This window comes from Micromonospora sp. URMC 106, from assembly GCF_051386395.1.
In the GTDB taxonomy this organism is placed as follows: Bacteria; Actinomycetota; Actinomycetes; order Mycobacteriales; family Micromonosporaceae; genus Micromonospora.
This window is the reverse complement of sequence record NZ_JBPQTP010000016.1, coordinates 39037-61090: the sequence shown is the minus strand read 5'-3', so window position 1 is coordinate 61090 and position 22054 is coordinate 39037. Positions and strand designations below refer to the sequence as shown.

The window sequence follows — 22054 nt, the reverse complement described above, 5'->3', positions numbered from 1 at the left end:
GGTGCGCCGCGGGTGCCCGGTCACCGCTCCTCCGGCTCGACCGGGGCGGGATCGGCGACCAGCAGCCGGTCCAGGTCGTCCGTGCTGACCTCCTCGACCAGCTCGACGCTGATCCGGCAGCCGTCCAGGACGACCTCGGCCACCGAGGACCGCCGGATCTCCCCGCCGGCGTCGTACACGCGGACGCTGAGTTCCGGGCAGCCGAGGTGGGTACGCCAGGCGTCCCACTCGGCGCGGTCACCGACGCTGAGCGACAGGTAACGGCAGCCTCGGGCGAGGTAGAGGCGCCAGGGCGCGCTCAGACCCGCGGCCACTCCCTGCGCGACCAGACCGAAGGCCTGGGCTCGGGTGGCGAGCTCGGTCACCACACCCCCCTCGCGCCGGGGGCGTGACGCATGTGAGCACTGATCGTCTCATGCACGTGACACACCGTAGATTGTCTCATGGACGTGACAGTATCAGCTTTTCGTCTGATTACTCACGCCTCTACGGGCATCTATTCTGCCCAGGTGACACCCCTCAAGAGCGGCGCCGGATCGTTTACCGGCACGCCGGCAACCGCGTCACGTCCGCGTGACAACAGCGTGCCGGGGCAGGCACCGACGGCCGGCTGGTCGTACCGTCACGACGTGACCGAGACGGCCAACGCACGGAAGATCGCCTTCGCCACCTTCGTCCGTCGGGCGCTCGACGAGGCCCGAGCCACCCGGGCCTGGAGCGGCACCGAGGTCTCCCGTCGCACCGGTGTTTCCCGGCAGACCATCAACCGCTGGGTCCGGGGCGACTGGGCCAGCGACCCGGAGGCCGAACGCGTCGTGGCGTTCTGCGAGGGGCTCGGGCTCAACCCGGCGACCGCCTTCGCCGCGCTGGGCTGGGACCGGACGGCGACGCCCCGCAGCGCCCCCACCCCGCCGCCGATGGACCCCGACGTGGAGGCGCTGCTGCGCCGCCTCGTCGACCCCGACGTCTCCGACGCGGAGAAGTTCCACATCCGGGAGACCATCCGTTACCTCGCATATCGCCCCACCCTGCCGGTGGATGTCCGAAAACGAGGTAAACAGGCCGGCTAGTTCCTCAGATGGCGAAAGAACGGCAGGTCAGACTCATTCGTTTCGCTCCGGGGCCGGAACGGGCGCGCTAGCGTCCGTATTCGTACTGCTTGGGCTCGTCGTCGGCGGGGGGACGGGACAAGGCCGAACCCAGCCCTGCGGGACAGAAGGAGGGGTCTGTCCATGACCCTGAAGTGGATGGCAGTCGTCATCGCCACCGTGTCGGTGACACTGGGCGTGACCGGAAACGTGGTGACCCTGGCGGTCAACGGCGGGCAGCTTCCCCTGCTCGTCAACCTCCTCGCGCTCACCACCACCGGCACCGCGGTCGTCCTGGCGGTGATGGCCGAGCTGCACGACCGACTGAACGACCGGATCAGCGCGCTCGCCGACTTCCTGGTGAACCGCCTCAAGGAGATCGAGGAGCACACCGGCGACCGCAACACCGGGTTCGTGGAGGGCTACCTGCTCAGCCACGGCCAGGAGGCGGCCGTCGTGCCGTTCGGGCGACGGGGACGGGGAGCCGCCGAACGCTGACCCGCCAGGCCCGCCCTCCGCTGCCCGCCGGACGCCACCGCTCGGCCGGGGAATGAGCCGGCCCGACCGGGGTACGCTGACGCGCGTGCCGCCGTTGAACCTGGGCAACCAGCAGCCGAAGACCCCGTTGGACGCCGACCGTGCCTGGCGGACGACCGCCGGGCGGGCGGCCGCGACGGTGCTCTTCTTCGACTTCGACGGCACCCTGGCGCCGGTCGACGACGACCCCACCGCGGTCCGGCCCGCGCCGAAGGTGCTCGCCGCGATCGAGGCGCTCGCCCCCGTCGTACGGCGGGTCGCGATCGTCTCCGCGCGACCGGTGGAGTTCCTCCGCGACCACCTCGGCGGGCTCGCCGGGATCGACCTGTACGGCCTCTACGGCCTGGAACACAGCCACTCGGGCGGGGAGACGGTGACCGAGCCGGCGGCCCTGCCGTGGGTGCCCACCATGGCGGAGCTGGCCGAGCAGGCCCGGGCCGAGCTGCCCGAGGGCGCGCTGGTGGAGTACAAGAGGCTCTCCGTGGCGCTGCACTGGCGCACGTCGCCGCAGCTCGGCGAGGCCGTGGAGCAGTGGGGCCGGGCCCAGGCCGAGCGCCTCGGGCTCAAGGTCCAGGCCGGGCGCATGGTGCTGGAGCTCAAGCCGCCGGTCGACCGGGACAAGGGCATGGTGATCGACGAGGTGGTCCGGGACGCCGAGGGCGCCTGGTACTTCGGCGACGACGTCTCCGACATCAAGGCGTTCGCCGCGCTGCGGGCCCGGGCCGCCGGCGATCCGCACTTCTTCGGGGTCTGCGTCGCCGTCGCCAACCCGGAGACCGGCCACGAGGTCGCCGAGGCCGCCGACCTGACGCTGGACTCCCCGGCCGCCCTGGGCGACTTCCTCACCGACGCCACCCGCCACCTGGCCTGACGGGCTCCCGACCGGCCGGGCCGGGCCGGGGTCAGACGCCGTAGCGGCGCTGGCGGTTGGCGTAGGAGCGCAGGGCGCGCAGGAAGTCGATGTGCCGGAAATCCGGCCAGTTCAGCTCGCAGAAGTAGAACTCCGAGTGCGCCGACTGCCAGAGCATGAAGCCGGAGAGGCGCTGCTCGCCGCTGGTGCGGATGACCAGGTCCGGGTCGGGCTGGCCGCGGGTGTAGAGGTGCTCGGCGATGTGCTCGACGTCCAGCACCTCGGCCAGCTCCTCGATGGTGCCGCCCGAGGCGGCGTGCTCCAGCAGCAGCGAACGCACGGCGTCGGTGATCTCCCGCCGGCCGCCGTAGCCGACCGCGATGTTGACCTCCGCCCCGCCGCCGCGCTCGCGGGTGCGTTCCTCGGCGGCCTTGAGCGCCGCGGCGGTCGACGCCGGGAGCAGGTCGAGCGCGCCGACCATGCGCAGCCGCCAGGGGTTGCCCTCCTCGGCCAGCTCGACCACGAGGTCCTCGATGATCTTGAGCAGCGGGTCGAGCTCCTTGGCCGGCCGGCGCAGGTTGTCGGTGGCCAGGAGGTAGAGCGTGACGTGCCCGATGCCGGCCTGGTCGCACCAGCCCAGCACATGCTTGATCTTGGCGGCGCCGACCCGGTGACCGTCGTTCGGGTCGACGTAGCCCATCTCCCGGGCCCACCTGCGGTTGCCGTCGCACATCACGCCGACGTGCCGGGGCACCGGCTTGCCCGCGAGCTTGGCTGTCAGCCGACGCTCGTACACCGAGTAGATCAGGTCCCGCAGAGTCATCACCTTGCAGCGTAGCGACCTGCCCCGCGGATCACCGCCTCGGAGGGCGATCCCACGCCGGTAGACCGATGCCGATCATGCCCAGCGTGCGGGCATCGAGCCGCCCGTCGCCCAGCCCCAGCTCGACGACGGTGCGGTAGACCCGCTCGTCCCGGCGGGCCGCCCGGACCGCCGCGTCGACCACCCGCCGGCGCCGGGCCAGCCACGCCGCGAACGAGCTGTGCCGCAGGTGCGCGCCGAGCCGCCGGCGCAGCGCCGCCGCGTACCGCCCGGCGGCCTGCTCGGGCGGGCCGGCGGCCGCCGCGCCGGCGAGCGCGCCGGAGAGCAGGGCGTAGAAGATCCCCTCGCCCGTGAACGGGTTGATCAGCGAGAGCGCGTCGCCGGCCAGCAGCACCCGGCCGCGCCCCGGCGAGGGCCGGTGCGTGGACAGCGGCAGGTGATGGGCCCGCAGGTCGGTCACCGTGGCGAGGTCCGTGCCGGGCAGCAGCGCCCCGAGCCGGTCGACCAGGTGGGCCCGGGTCAGCGGCTCGCCCCGCAGCACCTCCCCGTACCCCACGTTCGCCCGACCGTCGCCGATGGGGAACGACCAGGCGTACGCCGGCCAGCGCGGGGCCGACGTGACGATGTGCTGCTCGGGCGGGCCGGGCAGCGCCGGGGCGTAGCCGCGGATGGCGAGCGCCAGGTGGCGGTCGGGGTTCGCCCGGTGCCCGAGCGCCCGCCGGACGACGGACCCCGCGCCGTCGGCGCCGACCACCGCCCGCGCGGCGACGTCCCCGTCGAGCACCACCCGGTCGGCCCGGACGTCGACCCGGCGCACCACGTGCCGGCGCAGCCGCGCGCCGGCCGCGACCGCCGACGCCACCAGCCGGGCGTCGAAGACCGTCCGGGGCACGGTGTACGCCGGCCGGGGCAGCGCCCTGGCCACCGTGCCGCCGCCCGGTCCGACCAGGCGCAGCGCCGGCAGCGGCGCGTACCCGGCCACCGCCTCGGGTACCCCCAGCTCGTCGAGCACGTCCAGCGCGTGCGCCGCGATGCCGTCCCCGCACGCCTTGTCCCGCGGAAAGTCGCAGCGGTCCAGCAGCAGCACGCTCGCCCCCGCCCGCCGGGCCGCCAGCGCGGCGGCCGACCCGGCCGGCCCGGCCCCGACCACCACCACGTCGAACTCGTCGCTCACCGCGTCGTCTCCCTCCGCAGCGCCTCCCGGCCATCCTGCCGCCGCTCCGGCCCACCACGCCGACACCTCACCGACACGTCGGTCGATTCCTTGCCGATCGCCCCCGTGACGTCCGACGGCGCGCCGCCGAGCCCACCGCCAACCGGCCCCCGCGGCACACCCACCCCGCCGGCCCGGCCGGCCGTCATGCCCGAGATCCGCGACAACTTCAGGGAAGTTGTCCCCTCCCGGTGGAGGGAGGCCGCTCTTTCGCTGAAGTTGCGCGGCTCAAGGGCGGGCCGGGGGCGGATCAGGCGCGAGCGAGGGCGGATCAGGCGCGAGCGAGGGCGGTCTCGGCGAGCACGGCGGCCCCCTTGGCACCGGTGGGTCGCGTCAGGCGGGGGCCGGTGCGGCGCGCTCGGCGCGGACCGCGCGCCACAGGCCGTAGAGCGTCAGAGCGGCGGCGGCGAGCAGCGGGCCGCCGTCGCGGACCAGCCCGTCGACGCCGAGCAGCCACCAGCACAGCGGCAGGTCGACGGCGAGCACGGCGGCGGTGACCGCCACCAGCAGGGTGCGCGCCCAGCCCCTGCCGCGCATCAGGAAGGCGGTGCAGAACAGCACCGCGTAGCTGGTCGCGACGCCGGCGGCGAACCAGAACAGCACGGCGGGCACCGCGGTCAGCCGGTCGTCCAGCACGGCGCCGCCGGCGACCAGGGCCGGAACCAGCATCAGCGGGCTGTAGGTGAACGCGGCGACCCTGCTGGTGAGCAGCCAGCCGTTGACCTCCGGCCGGCGGGGCGGGGTCTCCCGCCAGGAGATGCCGCCGCGGTCGATGACCAGCCGGGGCCGGTGGCGGACCAGGTGCCCGGACACTGCGGGCGAGCGGTAGAGCAGCCAGACCACGGCCGCGCAGAGTGCGGTGAGCAGGGCGAACCCGAGCAGCCCGGGCAACGGCGGCACCCCCTGCCGGGGCACGATCAACCGCCCGACGGCGAACACGGTGGTCACCGCGAGGATCAGCCCGAACGGCCGGGCCACCGTCCGGCCGCGACGGACGTGCCCGACCAGCAGCAGGAAGCCGAGCGAACGGAGCATTGCCCAACCGGTGCGTACGGCCAGCCCGAAGCCCTGCTCCGGGGCGTACCACCAGTTGAGCAGCTCGACCACGACGGTGGCCGCCGCGGTCAGCGCGAGCAGCGTCGTCAGCGCCCGGACGGCGGACGGCCGCCGGACCTGGGTCTCGGCGGCCGTCCTCATGGGATCCGATGATGCCCGGTGCGGGCGTCCGTCACACCTGTCGTCAGCGCTGCGGCGCCGCGTCGAGCCGGGCGCGCAGCGCGTCCAGCTCGGCCCAGAGCACGCCCGGCAGCTTGTCGCCGAACTTCTCGAACCACTCGGTGACCAGCGGCAGCTCGTTGCGCCACTCCTCCGGGTCGACCTTCAGCGCGATCCGGACGTCCTCCGGGGTCATGTCCAGGCCCTCGACGTCCAGCGCGTCCTGCGCCGGGACCATGCCGATCGGGGTCTCCACCGCCTCGGCGCGCCCCTCGAGCCGCTCGATGATCCACTTGAGCACGCGGGAGTTCTCGCCGAAGCCGGGCCAGAGGAAGTTGCCCTCCGGGTCCTTGCGGAACCAGTTGACGTAGTAGATCTTGGGCAGCTTGGACTCGTCGCCGTCGGCGCCCTTGCCCATCTCGATCCAGTGCCGGAAGTAGTCACCGGCGTGGTAGCCGATGAACGGCAGCATCGCCATCGGGTCGCGCCGGACGACACCGACGGCGCCGGAGGCGGCGGCGGTCGTCTCGGAGGAGAGCGTCGCGCCCATGTAGACGCCGTGCACCCAGTCGCGGGCCTCGGTCACCAGCGGGATGGTGTCCCGGCGGCGGCCACCGAACAGGATCGCGTCGATCGGCACGCCGTTCGGGTCGTAGTAGTCCTCGGCGAGGATCGGGCACTGGGTGATCGGGGTGCAGAACCGGCTGTTCGCGTGCGAGGAGAGGCTGTCGCTCTCCGGCGTCCAGTCGTTGCCCTTCCAGTCGATCAGGTGCGCCGGCGGCTCGCCCATGCCCTCCCACCAGATGTCCCCGTCGTCGGTCAGGGCCACGTTGGTGAAGATGGAGTTGCCGCGGTCCAGCGTCCGCATCGCGTTGGCGTTGGTCTTCCAGTCCGTGCCGGGCGCGACGCCGAAGAGGCCGTACTCGGGGTTGACCGCGTAGAGGCGGCCGTCGGGGCCGAAGCGCATCCAGGCGATGTCGTCGCCGATGGTCTCGACCTTCCAGCCCGGGATGGTCGGCTCCAGCATGGCGAGGTTGGTCTTGCCACAGGCGGACGGGAAGGCGCCGGCGATGTGGTAGACCCTGCCCTCCGGCGAGGTGATCTTCAGGATCAGCATGTGCTCGGCGAGCCAGCCCTCGTCGCGGCCCATCACGCTGGCGATCCGCAGCGAGTAGCACTTCTTGCCCAGCAGCGAGTTGCCGCCGTAGCCGGAGCCGAAGGACCAGATCTCCCGGGTCTCAGGGAAGTGCGAGATGTACTTGGTCTCGTTGCACGGCCACGCCACGTCCTGCTGGCCGGGGGCGAGCGGGGCGCCGATCGAGTGCAGCGCGTGGACGAAGTCCGCGTCGTCGCCCATGGCCTCGAGCACCTTCGCGCCCATCCGGGTCATGATGCGCATGGAGGCGACCACGTACGGGCTGTCCGTGATCTCGACGCCGAACATGGGGCTCTCGGCCTCGACCGGGCCCATGCAGAACGGGATGACGTACATGGTGCGTCCGCGCATGCAGCCGCGGTACAGCTCCGTCATCGTCCGCTTCATCTCGGCCGGCGCCATCCAGTTGTTGGTGGGGCCGGCGTCCGCCTCGTCGACGGAGCAGATGAAGGTGCGCTCCTCGACCCGGGCCACGTCCGTCGGGTCGGTACGCGCGTAGAACGAGTTGGGCTTCTTCTCCGGGTTGAGCCGGATCAGGGTGCCCGCTTCGACGAGCTCATCGGTGAGGCGACGCCACTCCTCGTCGGACCCGTCCACCCAGACGACACGGTCGGGGGTGGTCAGTTCAGCGACCTCACGGACCCAGGCGAGCAGTTTGGGGTGGGACGTCGGGGCCTGATCGATACCCCGAACGGTAGCCGGAGCAACCATGACACATCTCCTTGGTGGTCGACGCTGACCGATCTATGGGATGCACGAGTCTTGACGGCGCTGTGCGTCCTTAACGGCGCGGTGCGTCGCCCTTCGTGGAAACCTGGGATTGGCCTCAGCGTAAACCGGGTGACGTCGCCAGTCAGTGGGACTGGTTGTGAAGAACTGCACAAGGTGCGGTCACGCTGCGGCATCACGAGCTAATACCCGCTTTCGCGCGCAGTTTCACGCAAATCCTGTGGGGAACCCTCGGCGGCCGAGCCGCCTTGTCCCGCCGACGGAACTCGCGAACCGCCCCGGCCGCGCACCGGAACTCGTTACGCTCTGTCCGCAGCCGCACACCCGTCGGGGCGGCTCGTCGTTGCTACCCGTGCGGGATGCCCCCAGCCGGTAGGCTCGGCGTCGTGGCCGCGACGATGACCGGGGAGCCAGGCTCCCGGCAGACCCGCTCGGGTCTGGTCCACGCACTGGTCGAGCGTTTCGGCCACCTCGTCCGCGAGTTGAGCAAGTTCGCCACCGTGGGCGGGATCGCCTTTCTGATCGACTTCGCGCTCTTCAACTACCTGACGAGCGTGCGGGGCGTCGAGCAGGTGACGGCGAAGACCATCTCGACGCTCGTCGCGGCGACCGTCGCGTTCGTCGGCAACCGGTTCTGGACGTGGCGACACCGCAAGCGCTCCAACCCGGCCCGCGAGTACGCGCTGTTCTTCTTCTTCAACGGTGTCGGCCTGGGGATCGCGGTGGCCTGCCTGGCGATCAGCCGCTACGGCCTCGGCAGCATCTGGCCCGAGGTGTTCCAGACCCCGCTGGCCGACAACATCGCGAGCTACATCGTCGGCACCGGGCTCGGCACGCTCTTCCGATTCTGGTCCTACCGGCGGTTCGTCTTCGTGGAAGCGGGAACCCCAGCCGTTCCGGAAGTGAAGCACGACCGAGACCACGGGGCGTGACCTGCCGCCCACCTCGTCCGGCCGGAGCCTGCCGGCCCCGCCCACTGCCCTAAGGTGTTCCGCATGCGTCTTGTCCGTCTGCTGCCTGAGCGCTGGCAGAAGTTCATCCACGAGGCGCTCAAATTCGGGATCGTCGGCGGCATCAACACCGTCATCAATTACGCGGTGTTCAATGCGCTGGCACTGACCGTTTTTGTCGACGGCCAACTGAAGGCGACGGTCATCGCCACGATCGTGGCGACGATCACGTCGTACCTGATGAATCGTCACTGGACGTACCGCGACCGCCCGAAATCGGCGATGCGGCGCGAATACGCCCTGTTCTTCCTTTTCAACGGCGCCGGCCTGCTCATCGAGTTGGGTGTCCTCGCGGCCGCCAAGTACGGCCTGGGCATGACCAGCCTGCTGGCCCTGAACGTGGCGAAGACCGCCGGCGTGCTGCTCGCGACCCTCTTCCGGTTCTGGTCCTACCGGACGTTCGTGTTCCAACCGGCGCCGGCCCACGCCGCCGAGACCTGGCACAGCATCCCGCGCGACGAGTGGGACACCATGGCCGAAATGGACCCGGTGGCCGACCTGGCCGAATCCATCTCCGAGCTGGAGGAGGCCCAGCCACCGCCGGGCACCGAACGGCGCGGCCCGGCCCCCGCGCCGGCGACCGGCCAGGGCGCGCCGCTCCAGGGCCGCCCCGTGCCGCTCGACGCCGGCCTCGGCGGCTCCCTCGACCGGGAGCTGGAAGCCGAACTGGCCGCCGAACTCCAGGCCAGCACCCGCCGCACCCCGCGCCGCTGACCCCGCTCGGGCGGACGGGCGCGGGGCCGGGGCTCAGGCGGTGGGGTCGCGCAGCGGCTTCCCCTCGTTCATGTCCGCCAGGATGTCGCGCATCTCGGTCTCGCCGAGCGAGTGCTTGTCGTGGTGTGCCTCGACCAGCTCGTAGAGCTTGGTCTGGACCTGGCCGACCCGCGGCACGTCGTGCAGGACCGACTGCCCGCGCTCGCCGGCCGACTCGATGGTCAGCGTCCCGCAGCCGAGCAGCCGCTCGACGAACCGCTGGTTCATCGCGTGGTCGTTGATCCGGGTGAGCGGGATGTCCCGCCGGTCCCGGGAGAGCACCCCCTGCTGGAGCAGCACCCGCTCGTTCGTGAAGAGGTAGTGGGTGGTCCGCCAGACCAGGAACGGCCAGAGCGCCAACCAGAGCACCGCGAGCAGGGCCAGGCCACCGATGACGGCGAGCGCGATCGAGCCGCCCCCGCCGGACGGCAGCAGCACCACGCCGGCCACGACCGCCGCGACGGCGAGCACGAGCACCCCCACCGGCCGGATCAGCGCCTTCCAGTGCGGGTGCAGGTGCAGCACGACGTGCTCGTCCTCGGTGAGCACGTCCTCCGGAAATGCCACACGAACCTCCTCGCGTCCACGATGTCCGCGATGACGCTAGCGGCTCCCACCGCCTCGCCGCCTCCGCCGCAAGGCCCGTGTCGCGGGGAAACCTCGCCGGCGCCGGCCGGGCCGTCGGGTCGGGGGAACCTCCCCCGGCGCCGACTCGCCCGCCGGCAGGCGGGCGGTCGGGGGTCTGCCTCCCCGGGGCGACCTGGTCACCCCAAGGACCGTCGCCACGGTCACGCGCCGGCCTGCCGGAGCAGGACGGCACCACCGATGATCGCCGCGAAGCAGGCCACCCCACAATCTGCATGCACGTGCAAAGGGAGGGAATTTTGCATGTGCATGTAGATTGTTGTCAAGTCGCGTACCAACCCGGCCGGTCGGGCCGGCGGACGAAGGAGGGCTGATGGCCACCACAGCGGGCACCGGCAGTGCGCGCCCCACGGCCGCGTCCGACGCCGCGAGGTGGGACCAGGTCGCCGCCCTGCACGCCCACGTCGAGCACCGGCTCGCCACCGCGTTGCAGCGCGCGCACGGACTGGGCCTGTCCGAGTACCGCGCGCTCGCCCACCTCGTCGAGGCGCAGGACGGCGAGCTGCGCATGCAGGACCTGGCCGCCAGGATCGGCCTCAACCAGAGCTCGGTGACCCGTCTGGTCGGGCGGCTCATGGCGGCCGGCTTCGCGTACCGCGACCTCTGCCCGGACGACAGGCGCGGCATCTACACCGTCGTCACCGACGCCGGCCGCACGCGCCACGACCAGGCACGCAGCACGTACGAGCAGACGCTGACCGACGCGCTGGACGAGATGGCGCGGTCCTCCGGGCCGCAGGCCGCCCTCGTCTCGGCGCTCCGCACGGTCGACTGACCTCGGGCTGGGCGCCGCCGAGGACGGGTGCCGGCCCTCGGAAGGACGGCGGGACGGCCGATCCTCGGCAGCCCGCCGAGCTACCGCAGGTGCAGGACGTCCCCGGCGGCCACCCGGTGCTCGCCGCCCGACGTCCGCACCACCAGCCGCCCGTCCGGATCGATCCCGGTGGCCGAGCCGACCAACTCACCGCCGCCGGGCAGCAGCACCCGCACCTGCCGGCCCACCGTGTCGCACGACCGCACGTACGCCTCGTGCAGCCCGCACTCCCGCACGTCCGCGCCCACGGCCCGCCACTGGTCGTACCAGTCGGCGAGCGCACGCAGCAGGGACCGCAGCAGCGGGTCCCGGTCCGTGGCGGACGCGCCGGACAGTTGCAGCGAGGTGGCCGGCAGCCCGCCCGGGTTCTCCGGCAGTTCGTGGGCGCGCAGCGTCACGTTCAGCCCGATGCCGAGCACGATCGCGGGCGGCCGCGCCGGATCCGCCGCCGGTATCGCCTCGGCCAGGATCCCGCCGCACTTGCGGCCGTCGACGAGCAGGTCGTTCGGCCACTTGAGGCTGGCGTCCAGCTCGGCGAGCCGGGTCACCGCCTCGACCAGCGCCACGCCGGCGAGCAGCGGCAGCCAGCCGTACCCGGCGGGGGGCGCCGGCGGCCAGCCGCGGTCGGCGACGGCCTCGCCCGGCCGCAGCAGCACGCTGGTCGCGATGCCCGCCCGGGCCGGCGACTGCCAGACCCGCCCGCGCCGGCCGCGCCCGGCGGTCTGCCGCTCGGCGACCACGACGAGGCCCTCCGGCTCGCCGGCCCGGGCCGCCTCGGCCGCGTCCGCGTTGGTGGAGCCGGTCTCGGCGCGCAGTTCCAGTCGGGTCCACGGGCCGTGCGGGGCGACCAGCGCGCGCCGCAGCCGCGCCGCCGACAGCGGCGGGCGGTCCAGATCGGTGTACGGCGAGCCCGGCATCCCGCCAGCCTACGATGCACGGCGCCGGCCACCGCCCGGGCACCGCGCCGGCCGGCGGCGGCACGGTTGAGGCGAACTGCACAGCGGCACCGGCCTGAACCATCGTTATATTCCCTGGGTGACTACCGAGACCGGGATCAACATCCACAGCACGGCGGGCAAGCTGGCGGACCTGGAGCGACGGGTCGACGAGGCGGTGCACGCCGGGTCGGCGCGCGCGGTCGAGAAGCAGCACGCGAGGGGCAAGAAGACCGCTCGTGAGCGGATCGAGATGCTGCTCGACGAGGGCTCCTTCGTCGAGCTGGACGAGCTGGCCCGGCACCGGTCCACCAACTTCGGCCTGGAGAAGACCCGCCCGTACGGCGACGGCGTCATCACCGGCTACGGCACCATCGACGGCCGGCAGGTCTGCGTCTTCGCGCAGGACTTCACGGTCTTCGGCGGCTCCCTCGGCGAGGTGTTCGGGGAGAAGATCGTCAAGGTGATGGACCTGGCCATGAAGATCGGCTGCCCGGTCATCGGCATCAACGACTCCGGCGGCGCCCGGATCCAGGAGGGCGTGGCCTCGCTCGGCCTCTACGGCGAGATCTTCTTCCGCAACGTGCGGGCCAGCGGCGTCATCCCGCAGATCTCCCTGATCATGGGCCCGTGCGCGGGCGGCGCGGTCTACTCCCCCGCGGTCACCGACTTCACCGTGATGGTGGACCAGACGTCGCACATGTTCATCACCGGCCCGGACGTCATCAAGACGGTCACCGGCGAGGACGTGGCGATGGAGGAGCTGGGCGGCGCCCGTACGCACAACTCCCGCAGCGGCAACGCGCACTACCTCGCCACGGACGAGGAGGACGCGATCGAGTACGTCAAGGCGCTGCTGTCGTACCTGCCGTCGAACAACCTCGACGAGCCGGTGGTCTACGAGGCCCCCGCCGACCTCGACGTCTCGGACGAGGACCGGGAGCTGGACACCCTGATCCCCGACTCGGCGAACCAGCCGTACGACATGCACCGGGTGATCGAGCACGTCCTCGACGACGGCGAGTTCCTGGAGGTCCAGCCGCTCTACGCGCAGAACCTGATCATCGGCTACGGCCGGGTCGAGGGGCGCCCCGTCGGCGTGGTCGCCAACCAGCCGATGCACTTCGCCGGCACCCTGGACATCGCCGCCTCCGAGAAGGCCGCCCGGTTCGTGCGCACCTGCGACGCGTTCAACATCCCGGTGCTGACCTTCGTGGACGTCCCCGGCTTCCTGCCCGGCACCGGCCAGGAGTGGGACGGCATCATCCGCCGGGGCGCCAAGCTCATCTACGCGTACGCCGAGGCCACCGTCCCGAAGGTCACCGTCATCACCCGCAAGGCATACGGCGGGGCGTACGACGTGATGGGCTCCAAGCACCTCGGCGCGGACCTGAACTTCGCCTGGCCGACCGCGCAGATCGCGGTGATGGGCGCGCAGGGCGCGGTGAACATCCTCTACCGCTCGGAGCTGGCCGCCGCCGAGGACCCCGCCGCCGTGCGCGCCGAGAAGATCGCCGAGTACGAGGACACCCTCGCCAACCCGTACATCGCGGCCGAGCGCGGCTACATCGACAGCGTCATCCCGCCGCACGAGACCCGCACCCAGATCGTCCGCGCCCTGCGGGTGCTGCGCACGAAGCGCGAGACGCTGCCTCCGAAGAAGCACGGCAACATCCCCCTCTGACCCACCCGTCGCGCCCGCGCCACGCCGCCCCGGCGTCGCTGCCTACGTCGTGTCCGCGCAACTTCGGGGAAGGAGTGGCCTCCCTTCGCCGGAAGGGGACAACTTCCCCGAAGTTGCGCGGACCGAGGGCGAGTCGGGGGCGGGGGGGGTCGCGAGGTCAGCAGCGGGGGTTGGCGGTGGCGCACATGCGGGCTGCGGCCACCGTGGCGAGACGGCGCAGCTCGGCCTCGCTGCCGCCCCCGCCGAGGCTGAGGACCGTGACCAGGTCACCCACCCGCACCACCGCGGTGCTCGTCGGCGCCGGGGCGCCGCCCAGCTCCCGTCCCACGGTCAGGTGCCGGGGCGCCGACGCGCTGTGCCGCAGCAGCGCGGCCTGGGAGCCGGCGAAGTCGCGTTCGACGACGTCCCACCGGTGCGTCGCACCCGCCTCGGCGACCACCCGCCCCTGTCGGCCGGTCTGGCCGTGGCGCTGCCACTCCACGCACGGGGTCAACCGGCGGGCGAGGTCGTCCACGACCATCGGGGCGGCCGCGGGATCCACCCGGTACAGGCCCTGGGTGAGCAGCACGTCTTCGGGCTGCGGGACGGCGCCCGCCGGCCGGGCGCGCAACACGGTCTGCGACCGCGAGTAGCGGGACTCCACCCACTCGACCCTGGCCCCCCTGTTCCGCAGGCACGCCTCCAGCGCGACGTCGATCCGGACCCGTTCGCCGAGACCGGCCTCGACCAGCGGTGGCGCGGTCGTCGCCGGCAGGTCCGCCGGCTGGAGCAGCGCCTCCGTGGGCACCTCGTTCCCGCCGGGCCCGGCGCCGACCGACGCCGCCTCCGACGACGTGGCCGGGCGGTGCCACCAGTCGCCGGCGCCGGCAACGGCGCCGGCGACGAGGAACACGACGGCCGCCGCCGCTGCCGCCGTACGCCTGCTGCGCCGGCGTGCCCGCGCGCGGATCTCGGCGGGCTCCGGCCAGCGGACGTCGCGCAGGTCCCGGTGCAGCCGTTCGACGAACCTCGTGTCGTCACGCATCGGCGGCCTCCTCCAGGTCAGAGACGGCGAGCAGCCCGGCGAGCGCGGCACGCCCCCGGGAGAGTCGGGCCTTGACCGTGCCCACGGGGGCGGCGGTCTGCCGGGCCACCTCGGCCACCGGCATGCCGACGAGGTAGTACAGGGCGATGGCGGTGCGCTGCTCCTCCGGCAGCCGGCGCAACGCGGCGACCACGTCGACGGTGTCGGGATCCGGGCCGGGCACGGTCTCGGTGCCGCCGTGCCGCAGGTAGGCGCGGGCCCGGCTGCGCAGGCTGCGCCAGCGGCTGACCGCGATCCGGCTGGCCACCACCCGCACCCACGCCTCCGGCTCCTCGTACGCGCTCACGGTCGACCAGCGCTGCCAGGCACGCACGTACGCCTCCTGCACGGCGTCCTGCGCCTCGGCGAGGTCACCGGTGAGCACATAGACGAAGCCCAGCAGCCGTTGCCGGCTGCCCCGGTAGAACTCGTCGAAGCCGTCGACGTCCGGCACCTGCTACCTCCCCCGTGGCGGTCGCAGGGGACACGCGCCGGCCGGTGCGACAGGTTGCCGGGTCAACCGATCATTTTCTCCAGCTCGGCCAGCCGGAACCCGCCGGCCGGGATCCGTTCCCGCAGCGCGCGGCGAACGGCGAGCTGGACGGCGGCGTTGACGGGGGTGGGCACCCCGTGCAGCCGGCCGAGCAGCACGATCTCGCCGTTGAGGTGGTCGGCCTCGGCCGATCCCGCGCCCCGGGCGAGGCTCTGCCAGGTGGAGCTGCCGGCCCGCTCCTCCCCGCCGACCGGCCGGTAGCCGACGAGGTCACCCCGCTCGGCCGCCTCCTCCTCGGTGGTGGTGTGCGCGACGCCGGCCGCGGCGAGCACGGCGATGCCCTCGGCCTGGGCCTGTCGCCGCAGCGCGTCCGGGACCTCCCGGCCGAGCAGCGCCTGGAGGCCGTTGCCGAGGTTGGCGAGCAGCTTGCCGTACTTCCAGCGCATCACGTCGTCGCGAACCGGGGCGACGAAGCCGGCGGCGGTCAGGTCGGCGGCGACCGCGCGGTCGGTGGCGTCCGAGCCGGACGGGTAGCGGCCGAGGTGCAGCATGCCGGGGTGCGGGTGGCCGTTGGCGACCACCACGCCCGGTTCGAGGTGGGTGGCGGGCAGCCAGACGCAGACGCCGTGCACGTCGGCGAAGAGCCGCAGGGCGGTCCGCTCGTTGGCCACCCCGTTCTGCGCGGCGAAGAGCGGCAGCCGGTGGGCGGCCGTACCGCCGCCAGCCACCGGCGCGTCCGCCCACGCCGCCAGCGCGGCCGCGGTGTCCTGCGACTTGACGGTCAGGAGCAGGACGGTGTCGGCGGGCAGCGGGGCGTCGCCCGGCCCGTCGACGGCCGGACCGCGCCAGGTCACCTCGCCGTCGGGCTGGCGCAGGGTCAGGCCCCGCCGCCGAATCGCGTCCAGGTGCGCGCCGCGGGCGACCAGGGTCACGTCGTGGCCGGCCTGCCCCAGCCGTACGCCGATGGTGCCGCCGACCGCGCCCGCTCCGATGATCACGTATCGCACGGGGCCCATTCTGCCCGCCCGCGTCGCCGCCCCGCCCTCACGACGGCGGCCGGCCTGGCCCGGCGGCCAGGGCGGTGGGTCTCCCGGGCCCGCCGGTCCCGCCCGCGCGCTCCCGCCAGTGGCCGGAAATTGACCTGCCGCCGACGGACGGCGCGGGCAGCATGGCGGCATGACCCTCGACCGCGCCGTCCGCCCCTACCGCCCGGACGACTGGCCGGCGATCGCCCGCATCCACGACGCCGCCCGGATGGACGAGTTGCGCTGCTCGGTCGGCGTCGCCGCGTTCCGGTCCCTGGCCGACACCGCCGAGGGCGAGGGCCTCTTCGACGGCGAGGTGTGGGTGGCCGTGCACGCCGGCGAGGTCGTCGGGTTCGTGGCGCTGGCCGACGCCGAGGTCACCTGGCTGTACGTGGATCCGTCGCACTACCGGCAGGGGCACGGGCGGGCGCTGCTGCGGCACGCCCTCGAAGCGGCGGGCGACGTCGCCGTCGAGACGACCGTGCTGGCGGGCAACGACGGCGCGCTCGCGCTCTACCTCGCCGAGGGCTTCCGGCTGGCGGAGACGAAGACCGGCCGCCTGGCCGGCAACGAGGAGTTCCCCGCGACGGGGCACATCCTGCTCCGCCCGGCTCCGGCCTGACCGCTTCCGTCCACCCCGTGCGACGCCGACCCGGCCCAGCCCGCACGCCGACGCCCCTCGACTCGGAGCACCGGGCCGGCGACCGTCCGGCTCAGGGCGTGCGGCTGGCGACCGCCCCGCTGAGGGCGTCAGGCCGATGCTGGCTCGGCTCAGGGCGTCAGGCCGGCGCCGGCTCGACTCAGGGCGTCAGACCGGCGTCGGCGAGGATCGGGCCGGCGAGCAGCAGCGCGCCGGCGGCGAGGGCGACCAGGTTGGCCAGGGCGAAGACGGTGACCCAGAAGAACGCGGGCAGCGGGGTGAGCCCGGCGAGCTGGTCGGCGTCGGACGCGGGCATCCGGCCCCGCGAGCGCAGCCGCTGGAGCTCCACCACCGGCCGTACGCCGCCGAGCAGCAGGAACCACACCCCGGTGTACGCGAACGCGGCCTGCACCTGCGGCGTGGCGTACCAGGACACGGCGAGCACCACCCCGCCGGTGACCAGCAGCGAGAGCACGCCGAACGCGTTGCGGACCATCACCAGCATGGCGAGCAACAGCGCCACGGCGACCCAGAGCAGCAGGGTGATCCGGTTGCCGCCGAGCAGCCACGCGCCGGCCAGCCCGACCAGCGGTGGGGCGACGTAGCCGGCGAGCAGGGTCAGGATCATCCCCGGGCCGGTCGGCCGGCCGGCGGACAACGTCAGTCCCGAGGTGTCCGAGTGCAGCCGGATGCCGTGCAGCCGGCGGCCGGTGAGCAGGGCGGCGAGCGCGTGCCCGCCCTCGTGGGCGATCGTGACGGCGTTGCGGGCGATCCGCCAGGGCAGCCGGGTGGAGACGACCACCAGCGCGACGGCGGCGGTCAGCAACACCAGCAGCGGCGGCGGGTCCGGCTGCGCCGCGAAGAGCCTGTCCCAGAGACCGCCGAGCCCGTCGATCGACACCATGGGGCGCGAGCCTACCGGCCCCGACCTGTGTCGCCGCGCCCTCCTCGGTCCGTATCGTGGCAGGCTGATCCAGCGGCGACAGGAGCGGGAGGTGGACGCCCCGCGGTCGCCGAGGCGGTGAACGTCCGGCTCGGCGTCGACCGCATCGTCATCACCGATCCCGCGTCGTTGCGCTGACCGGCACCCACCCGCGACCGCGGGGCGCCAAGGGCCCGCACCGAGCGTGACCCCGACGGCACCGTACGCGCGTCGGATGCGTCCGGCACACATACAACACCCAACATCTATGTAGATATATTTAGCGCCCCTTGCGATCGAGGGCATTTACCTCCAAAGATGGGTGTCAATTCCCATCGGCGTCCTTGGAGGCATCCATGACCCGTACCAGAACATCCCTGCGGCGGCTGCTCGCCACCGGCCTCGCCACCGTCGCCACCGCGGCGGCGGCGCTCGTCGCCACCGCGACCCCGGCGGCGGCCGCCACCACGCCCGGCATCGACGTCTCGCACTACCAGGGCGCCATCAACTGGACCAGCGTGCGCAACGCGGGCATCCAGTTCGCCTTCATCAAGGCCACCGAGGGCACCAGTTACAAGGACCCGAGGTTCAACACGAACTACGTGGCCGCCTACAACGCCGGCGTGATCCGCGGGGCGTACCACTTCGCCCGGCCCAACATCTCCTCCGGGGCCACCCAGGCGAACTACCTGGCCTCGAACGGCGGCGCCTGGTCCGCCGACAGCCGCACCCTCCCCGCCGCGTTGGACCTCGAGGCCAACCCGTACGCCGGCGGCTACTGCTACGGCCTGAGCACGACCGGCATGCGGAACTGGGTCCAGGACTTCCTCAACACCTACCGCGCGCGCACCGGCCGCTACGCGGTCATCTACACCACCACGAGCTGGTGGAACCAGTGCACCGGCAGCTGGACCGCGCCGTGGGCCAACCACCCGCTCTGGGTGGCCCGCTGGTCCAGCACGGTCGGCACCCTGCCGGCCGGCGCGCCGTTCTGGAGCTTCTGGCAGTACACCGACCGCGGCAGCGTCGCGGGGATCAGCGGCGCCGTCGACCGCAACTACTGGAACGGCGACCGGACCCGGCTGATCGCGCTGGCCAACAACACCTGAGGCTGAGCCCGGAGAGGCGCTTGGCGGCAGCGGGATCGGCTGTCACCGTACGGTCGACAACTGGTCCGGCTGCCGCCACGCCACCATCGCGGGCGTCAGGCCCGCCGTCGGGCCGCCATCGGCACGGTCACCGCGTTGTCGCGGGCGAGCCCGCCACGGCGCGTGACCCGCCAGGCAGCCACTCCGGCGAGGGTGACGGTGACGACGCTGAGCAGCGCGAACAGTACCGGCAGGCCGGCGCTGACGAGCAGCAGGACGATGTCGCCGAGGGCCACGAGCATCCACAGTGCCACCCGAGGCCGCGCGTCCTTCCGTCGGTAACCCATGTCGTACCTCCTTCCGTCGTGCGGAAGAGATACCCCGTACGAGGGAAGGCCATGCGAATCAATCTCGCGGCGGTACGAATCCCGCGGGTCAGTCCTGGCGGTCGGGCTTGAAGCCCTTCGCGATCCGGTCGAAGTTGGCCAGGTTGGCCTGCCAGTCCTTCGCGGCGACCTCCCAGCGCAGGGCGTAGCCCCGGTTGCTGGCGGTGACGAAGCCCCGGTTGCGGACGTGGATCCGGGTGCCGTCGCGGGTCTCCAGCCACTCCCAGTCCGCGCAGGTCTTCCAGAAGTCGCAGCGCTCGATGCTCAGGTACTGGTAGTTGTTGACGAACTTCCTGCGGTCCGGCTCGATCCGCTTCCAGTCGGCGTACGCGTCCGACTTCGGCGTGGAGGTCCACTGGACGAGCAGTTCGCCCGGCCCGTTGGACTGGTCGAAGACGACCGTGCTGCCGTCCACCTGACGGCGCACCCAGCCCTCCGGCAGCGGCAGCGCGAAGCCGGCCGGGTCCTTGTGCAGCTTCCAGCCCGCCGGCAACGCGTCCGGGTCAGTGGAGGGGCTGACCGACGGGGTCGGGCTCGGCGCGGCGCTCGTGGGCGGGGCCGGCGCGGAGGACTGCGGCGACGCCTGCGAGGCGGCGGTGGTCGGGTCGGCCTGCGGGGTGCCGCCGCCGTCCTCGCCGTCGCCGCTGGTCAGCATCGGCACGATCACCACCAGGCCGAGCAGCAGCAGCGCCACCAGCACGCCGATCAGCACGTTGCGCCGGGTGTTGTTCGGCTTCGTGCCGTCGGACGGCACCACCGTGGCGCGGCCGGACGGCGGGCTCACCGGCGCGGGCATCACCGAGGTGGGGTTCACCGGCCCGCGGGGTTCGGGGCTCACCGGCTCGGTCTTCGTGTCGCCGTCCGCCGGCTTCGGCGCCTCGACCTTCGCCGTCGGGGCGCTGTCGGAGGTGGCCGGCTCGACCTTGGCGGTCGGGGCGAGATCCGAGGAGACCGCGGCGGACGCGCCGTCAGACACGGCGGCGACTCCCGCGGCCGCGGCCCCGGCGGTCTCGTGCGGCGTACGGGGCGCCGGCGGGCTGACCGGCTTGGCGGACGGCGCCTCGGCCGGTCGCGGCGCCGGCACCAGCGGTGGGCGCGGCTCGCGCGGACCGTTGGGCCCCGGCCGGCGTACGCCGTCGAGCAGCGGGATGGTGCGGGTCCGCTTGCCGCCGGCGCGGCGCAGCAGCTTCTCCGCCACCTCGGCGGTGATCCGCTCGTTCGGGTCCTTGCGCAGCAGGCCGTTGAGCACCGGCTTGAGCGGGCCGGCGTTCTTCGGCGGCGGGGGTGCCTCGGTGGCGAGCGCCGCCAGGGTGGCGATCGCCGACGGCCGGGCGTACGGCGACTTGCCCTCGACCGCGGCGTAGAGGGTGGCGCCCAGCGACCAGAGATCGGCCTCCGGCCCGGCGGTGCCGTCACGGGCCCGCTCCGGCGCGATGTACGCGGGCGAGCCGAGCACCATGCCCGTGCGGGTCACGTTCGGGTCGCCGGGGATCGTGGCGAGACCGAAATCGGTCAACACCACCCGGCCGTCGTTGCCGAGCAGCACGTTGCCGGGCTTGACGTCGCGGTGCATCACGCCGGCCTTGTGCGCCGCCTTGAGTGCGCCCAGCACGCCGAGGCCGATCTCGACGGCGCGCGCCGGCGGCACCGGGCCGTCCTCGGCGAGGGTGTCCTGCAGCGACTTCGACGCCACGTATTCCATGACGATCCACGGGTCGCCGTCGGTGCGCAGCACGTCGAAGATGCGGACCACGTTGATGTGGTTGAGCCGGGCGATGGCCCGGGCCTCACGCAGCGACCGCTCCCGCATCTCGCGGCGCTCGTCGTCGGTGAGGCTGGGCGGCGGAACCAGCTCCTTGATCGCCACGTCCCGGTGCAGCACCTCGTCGCGCGCCTTCCACACCCGACCCATGCCACCCTGACCGAGCGGCGAGATGAGCCGGTATCGGTCAGCGACGAGTTGGGGCAGCGCGTTCGACATCGCCCAGACGGTACCCGGCGGGCACGACGCTCACACCGCCGGCACGCCACTGTGCGGTTCAGGTCAGCCTTCGCGCCGCGTACGCTGGCGCCATGTCTGCCGAAGAGCCGCTGTTCCGGGTCGTCCGCGGGGTGCCCACCGCCGAGGAACTGGCCGCGTTGGTGGGCGCGATCGTCGTCCGGTCCCGTCCGGCCGCCGCCCCCTCGCCGGTCGCCGCGTCCGCGTGGTCGCGCAGCGGCCGCCCGGCCGCCACGACGCCCGTGGCCGGTCCTGGCGCCTGGCGGGCGTCGGGCCTGCCCCGCTGACCCTTTCCCGGTACGGATCACCGCAGCTCGCCGCCCCTACCCGCCCGCGGACGGCCCGAGAGTGCGGGGTTGGGGCTGCCGACATCGTCGGAGACCCATTAACCTCACTCAGGGAAACGGCGCAGTGACGGGTAGGGAGGGCCGATGATCCCCGAGGAGGACCGTCCAGCGTCCTGGCTCCGCGGTTACGGCGGCATCGAGGCGGACATCCGGCAGTTACGCGAGTTCGCCGACAAGCTCCGGGCCGAGGTCGAACGCAACTACGCCCCCCACCTGTCGTACATCGCCGAGGACATGCGGGCTCCGGTGCCCAACCCGGCCGACGCCTTCATCGAGTTGGTCGACTTCCTGCGCGCACACCACGAAACGCAGCAGGCCACCGCCGAGATCGTCTGGGGCGTCCGCGACGCCACCGGCCACCTGGCCGTCGCCGCCGGCACGGTGGCCAGCCGCTACACCGACTCCGATGCCTTCTCGTCCGCCCGCGTGGCCGACGTCGAGCGGGCGCTCGCCAACCCGGCGGCCGCCGCGCCGCGCGGCCCGTCGCCCGTGTTGCGCGATCCCACCGGGCCGGAGACCGGACCGGGTTCGGGGCCGGTGGTGCTGCCGTGATCGAGCGGGGCAGCGGCCGCACGTCCGGCCTGACCGACTGGCGCCTGATGGACGTGGCCAGCATGTGGGCCTGCCTCCAGGACCACG

General features: G+C 73.1%; 24 protein-coding genes and 1 pseudogene. 12 read left to right on the top strand and 13 right to left on the bottom strand.

Annotated elements, in window-relative coordinates:
• Positions 1–20 precede the first annotated feature (20 nt).
• Positions 21–365 carry a hypothetical protein gene (locus ACSNOB_RS08200; protein WP_436685961.1) on the bottom strand — a complete coding sequence of 115 codons (345 nt, stop codon included), beginning with the start codon at positions 363–365 and terminating at the stop codon, positions 21–23.
• Between the two features lie 264 nt (positions 366–629).
• On the opposite strand from ACSNOB_RS08200, the gene ACSNOB_RS08195 reads away from it, so the two are divergent.
• The 3 genes from ACSNOB_RS08195 to otsB all read left to right on the top strand — a co-directional run bounded on the left by ACSNOB_RS08195 (position 630) and on the right by otsB (position 2496).
• Positions 630–1070 (top strand): XRE family transcriptional regulator, encoded by a 441-nt coding sequence (locus ACSNOB_RS08195; RefSeq protein ID WP_393102493.1) that lies wholly within the window; start codon positions 630–632, stop codon positions 1068–1070.
• 162 nt (positions 1071–1232) lie between these two features.
• Positions 1233–1586, top strand: coding sequence for a hypothetical protein (locus tag ACSNOB_RS08190; protein ID WP_393102492.1), 354 nt, complete (start codon positions 1233–1235; stop codon positions 1584–1586).
• 85 nt (positions 1587–1671) lie between these two features.
• Positions 1672–2496 carry a trehalose-phosphatase gene (gene otsB, locus ACSNOB_RS08185; protein WP_436685960.1) on the top strand — a complete coding sequence of 275 codons (825 nt, stop codon included), beginning with the start codon at positions 1672–1674 and terminating at the stop codon, positions 2494–2496.
• Positions 2497–2527: 31 nt separating this feature from the next.
• Here the strand turns inward: otsB and ACSNOB_RS08180 are convergent, their stop codons facing one another.
• The 4 genes from ACSNOB_RS08180 to ACSNOB_RS08165 all read right to left on the bottom strand — a co-directional run bounded on the left by ACSNOB_RS08180 (position 2528) and on the right by ACSNOB_RS08165 (position 7593).
• On the bottom strand, positions 2528–3298 hold the full coding sequence (locus ACSNOB_RS08180) for an isoprenyl transferase (protein WP_436685959.1): 771 nt from the start codon (positions 3296–3298) through the stop codon (positions 2528–2530).
• A 31-nt stretch (positions 3299–3329) separates the two neighbouring features.
• Positions 3330–4472 (bottom strand): geranylgeranyl reductase family protein, encoded by a 1143-nt coding sequence (locus ACSNOB_RS08175; protein ID WP_436685958.1) that lies wholly within the window; start codon positions 4470–4472, stop codon positions 3330–3332.
• 372 nt (positions 4473–4844) lie between these two features.
• Complete coding sequence (locus ACSNOB_RS08170) at positions 4845–5708, bottom strand: hypothetical protein (RefSeq protein WP_436685957.1); 864 nt, start codon at positions 5706–5708, stop codon at positions 4845–4847.
• A gap of 43 nt (positions 5709–5751) precedes the next feature.
• Entirely contained in the window at positions 5752–7593 is a 1842-nt protein-coding gene (locus ACSNOB_RS08165) for a phosphoenolpyruvate carboxykinase (GTP) (RefSeq protein WP_436685956.1), read from the bottom strand.
• A gap of 157 nt (positions 7594–7750) precedes the next feature.
• Here ACSNOB_RS08165 and ACSNOB_RS08160 point away from each other — a divergent pair.
• The 3 genes and pseudogenes from ACSNOB_RS08160 to ACSNOB_RS08150 all read left to right on the top strand — a co-directional run.
• Positions 7751–7847 (top strand): annotated as a pseudogene (locus tag ACSNOB_RS08160) (GtrA family protein); the annotation flags it as partial.
• Between the two features lie 162 nt (positions 7848–8009).
• Positions 8010–8543, top strand: a complete 534-nt coding sequence (locus ACSNOB_RS08155; RefSeq protein WP_393102932.1) for a GtrA family protein — start codon at positions 8010–8012, stop codon at positions 8541–8543.
• Positions 8544–8606: 63 nt separating this feature from the next.
• Complete coding sequence (locus ACSNOB_RS08150) at positions 8607–9335, top strand: GtrA family protein (RefSeq protein WP_393102930.1); 729 nt, start codon at positions 8607–8609, stop codon at positions 9333–9335.
• A 33-nt stretch (positions 9336–9368) separates the two neighbouring features.
• Here the strand turns inward: ACSNOB_RS08150 and ACSNOB_RS08145 are convergent, their stop codons facing one another.
• Positions 9369–9941, bottom strand: a complete 573-nt coding sequence (locus tag ACSNOB_RS08145; RefSeq protein WP_436685955.1) for a PH domain-containing protein — start codon at positions 9939–9941, stop codon at positions 9369–9371.
• Between the two features lie 391 nt (positions 9942–10332).
• Here ACSNOB_RS08145 and ACSNOB_RS08140 point away from each other — a divergent pair, with 391 nt between their 5' ends.
• Complete coding sequence (locus ACSNOB_RS08140) at positions 10333–10794, top strand: MarR family winged helix-turn-helix transcriptional regulator (RefSeq protein ID WP_436685954.1); 462 nt, start codon at positions 10333–10335, stop codon at positions 10792–10794.
• 80 nt (positions 10795–10874) lie between these two features.
• On the opposite strand, the gene ACSNOB_RS08135 is transcribed toward ACSNOB_RS08140, so the two are convergent.
• Positions 10875–11750 (bottom strand): biotin--[acetyl-CoA-carboxylase] ligase, encoded by an 876-nt coding sequence (locus tag ACSNOB_RS08135; protein WP_436685953.1) that lies wholly within the window; start codon positions 11748–11750, stop codon positions 10875–10877.
• A 118-nt stretch (positions 11751–11868) separates the two neighbouring features.
• On the opposite strand from ACSNOB_RS08135, the gene ACSNOB_RS08130 reads away from it, so the two are divergent.
• The gene (locus tag ACSNOB_RS08130) at positions 11869–13452 is read left to right on the top strand and encodes an acyl-CoA carboxylase subunit beta (RefSeq protein ID WP_436685952.1); all 1584 of its coding nucleotides are present in this window, start codon (positions 11869–11871) and stop codon (positions 13450–13452) included.
• Positions 13453–13609: 157 nt separating this feature from the next.
• Here ACSNOB_RS08130 and ACSNOB_RS08125 read toward each other — a convergent pair whose 3' ends face one another.
• The 3 genes from ACSNOB_RS08125 to ACSNOB_RS08115 form a co-directional block, all read right to left on the bottom strand.
• Entirely contained in the window at positions 13610–14476 is an 867-nt protein-coding gene (locus ACSNOB_RS08125) for a hypothetical protein (protein WP_436685951.1), read from the bottom strand.
• Entirely contained in the window at positions 14469–14969 is a 501-nt protein-coding gene (locus ACSNOB_RS08120) for a SigE family RNA polymerase sigma factor (RefSeq protein ID WP_393102481.1), read from the bottom strand. Before ACSNOB_RS08120 ends, ACSNOB_RS08125 begins: the two co-directional genes overlap by 8 nt.
• Before the next feature lie 62 nt (positions 14970–15031).
• Positions 15032–16024, bottom strand: coding sequence for a ketopantoate reductase family protein (locus ACSNOB_RS08115; RefSeq protein WP_436685950.1), 993 nt, complete (start codon positions 16022–16024; stop codon positions 15032–15034).
• Positions 16025–16184: 160 nt separating this feature from the next.
• Between ACSNOB_RS08115 and ACSNOB_RS08110 the strand changes: the two genes are divergently transcribed.
• Positions 16185–16655, top strand: coding sequence for a GNAT family N-acetyltransferase (locus ACSNOB_RS08110; protein WP_393102479.1), 471 nt, complete (start codon positions 16185–16187; stop codon positions 16653–16655).
• Positions 16656–16833: 178 nt separating this feature from the next.
• Here ACSNOB_RS08110 and ACSNOB_RS08105 read toward each other — a convergent pair whose 3' ends face one another.
• Positions 16834–17577 (bottom strand): M50 family metallopeptidase, encoded by a 744-nt coding sequence (locus ACSNOB_RS08105; RefSeq protein WP_436685949.1) that lies wholly within the window; start codon positions 17575–17577, stop codon positions 16834–16836.
• Positions 17578–17951: 374 nt separating this feature from the next.
• On the opposite strand from ACSNOB_RS08105, the gene ACSNOB_RS08100 reads away from it, so the two are divergent.
• Positions 17952–18704, top strand: a complete 753-nt coding sequence (locus ACSNOB_RS08100; protein WP_436685948.1) for a GH25 family lysozyme — start codon at positions 17952–17954, stop codon at positions 18702–18704.
• A 95-nt stretch (positions 18705–18799) separates the two neighbouring features.
• Here the strand turns inward: ACSNOB_RS08100 and ACSNOB_RS08095 are convergent, their stop codons facing one another.
• Both ACSNOB_RS08095 and ACSNOB_RS08090 read right to left on the bottom strand, forming a co-directional pair.
• On the bottom strand, positions 18800–19030 hold the full coding sequence (locus tag ACSNOB_RS08095; protein WP_436685947.1) for a hypothetical protein: 231 nt from the start codon (positions 19028–19030) through the stop codon (positions 18800–18802).
• An 88-nt stretch (positions 19031–19118) separates the two neighbouring features.
• Complete coding sequence (locus ACSNOB_RS08090; protein ID WP_436685946.1) at positions 19119–21050, bottom strand: protein kinase domain-containing protein; 1932 nt, start codon at positions 21048–21050, stop codon at positions 19119–19121.
• 92 nt (positions 21051–21142) lie between these two features.
• Between ACSNOB_RS08090 and ACSNOB_RS08085 the strand changes: the two genes are divergently transcribed.
• Together ACSNOB_RS08085 and ACSNOB_RS08080 are read left to right on the top strand one after the other, a co-directional pair.
• The gene (locus ACSNOB_RS08085) at positions 21143–21355 is read left to right on the top strand and encodes an acyl-CoA carboxylase subunit epsilon (protein WP_436685945.1); all 213 of its coding nucleotides are present in this window, start codon (positions 21143–21145) and stop codon (positions 21353–21355) included.
• 144 nt (positions 21356–21499) lie between these two features.
• The gene (locus tag ACSNOB_RS08080; protein WP_436685944.1) at positions 21500–21967 is read left to right on the top strand and encodes a hypothetical protein; all 468 of its coding nucleotides are present in this window, start codon (positions 21500–21502) and stop codon (positions 21965–21967) included.
• Positions 21968–22054 lie beyond the last annotated feature (87 nt).

Bases quoted from the DNA above. Each gene is read 5' to 3' on its own strand.
- ACSNOB_RS08190 (WP_393102492.1), top strand. From the start codon at position 1,233: ATGACCCTGAAGTGGATGGCAGTCGTCATCGCCACCGTGTCGGTGACA.
- ACSNOB_RS08180 (WP_436685959.1), bottom strand. From the start codon at position 3,298: ATGACTCTGCGGGACCTGATCTACTCGGTGTACGAGCGTCGGCTGACA.
- ACSNOB_RS08170 (WP_436685957.1), bottom strand. From the start codon at position 5,708: ATGAGGACGGCCGCCGAGACCCAGGTCCGGCGGCCGTCCGCCGTCCGG.
- ACSNOB_RS08165 (WP_436685956.1), bottom strand. From the start codon at position 7,593: ATGGTTGCTCCGGCTACCGTTCGGGGTATCGATCAGGCCCCGACGTCC.
- ACSNOB_RS08155 (WP_393102932.1), top strand. From the start codon at position 8,010: ATGACCGGGGAGCCAGGCTCCCGGCAGACCCGCTCGGGTCTGGTCCAC.
- ACSNOB_RS08150 (WP_393102930.1), top strand. From the start codon at position 8,607: ATGCGTCTTGTCCGTCTGCTGCCTGAGCGCTGGCAGAAGTTCATCCAC.
- ACSNOB_RS08140 (WP_436685954.1), top strand. From the start codon at position 10,333: ATGGCCACCACAGCGGGCACCGGCAGTGCGCGCCCCACGGCCGCGTCC.
- ACSNOB_RS08135 (WP_436685953.1), bottom strand. From the start codon at position 11,750: ATGCCGGGCTCGCCGTACACCGATCTGGACCGCCCGCCGCTGTCGGCG.
- ACSNOB_RS08125 (WP_436685951.1), bottom strand. From the start codon at position 14,476: ATGCGTGACGACACGAGGTTCGTCGAACGGCTGCACCGGGACCTGCGC.
- ACSNOB_RS08115 (WP_436685950.1), bottom strand. From the start codon at position 16,024: ATGGGCCCCGTGCGATACGTGATCATCGGAGCGGGCGCGGTCGGCGGC.
- ACSNOB_RS08110 (WP_393102479.1), top strand. From the start codon at position 16,185: ATGACCCTCGACCGCGCCGTCCGCCCCTACCGCCCGGACGACTGGCCG.
- ACSNOB_RS08105 (WP_436685949.1), bottom strand. From the start codon at position 17,577: ATGGTGTCGATCGACGGGCTCGGCGGTCTCTGGGACAGGCTCTTCGCG.
- ACSNOB_RS08100 (WP_436685948.1), top strand. From the start codon at position 17,952: ATGACCCGTACCAGAACATCCCTGCGGCGGCTGCTCGCCACCGGCCTC.
- ACSNOB_RS08095 (WP_436685947.1), bottom strand. From the start codon at position 19,030: ATGGGTTACCGACGGAAGGACGCGCGGCCTCGGGTGGCACTGTGGATG.
- ACSNOB_RS08090 (WP_436685946.1), bottom strand. From the start codon at position 21,050: ATGTCGAACGCGCTGCCCCAACTCGTCGCTGACCGATACCGGCTCATC.
- ACSNOB_RS08085 (WP_436685945.1), top strand. From the start codon at position 21,143: ATGTCTGCCGAAGAGCCGCTGTTCCGGGTCGTCCGCGGGGTGCCCACC.
- ACSNOB_RS08080 (WP_436685944.1), top strand. From the start codon at position 21,500: ATGATCCCCGAGGAGGACCGTCCAGCGTCCTGGCTCCGCGGTTACGGC.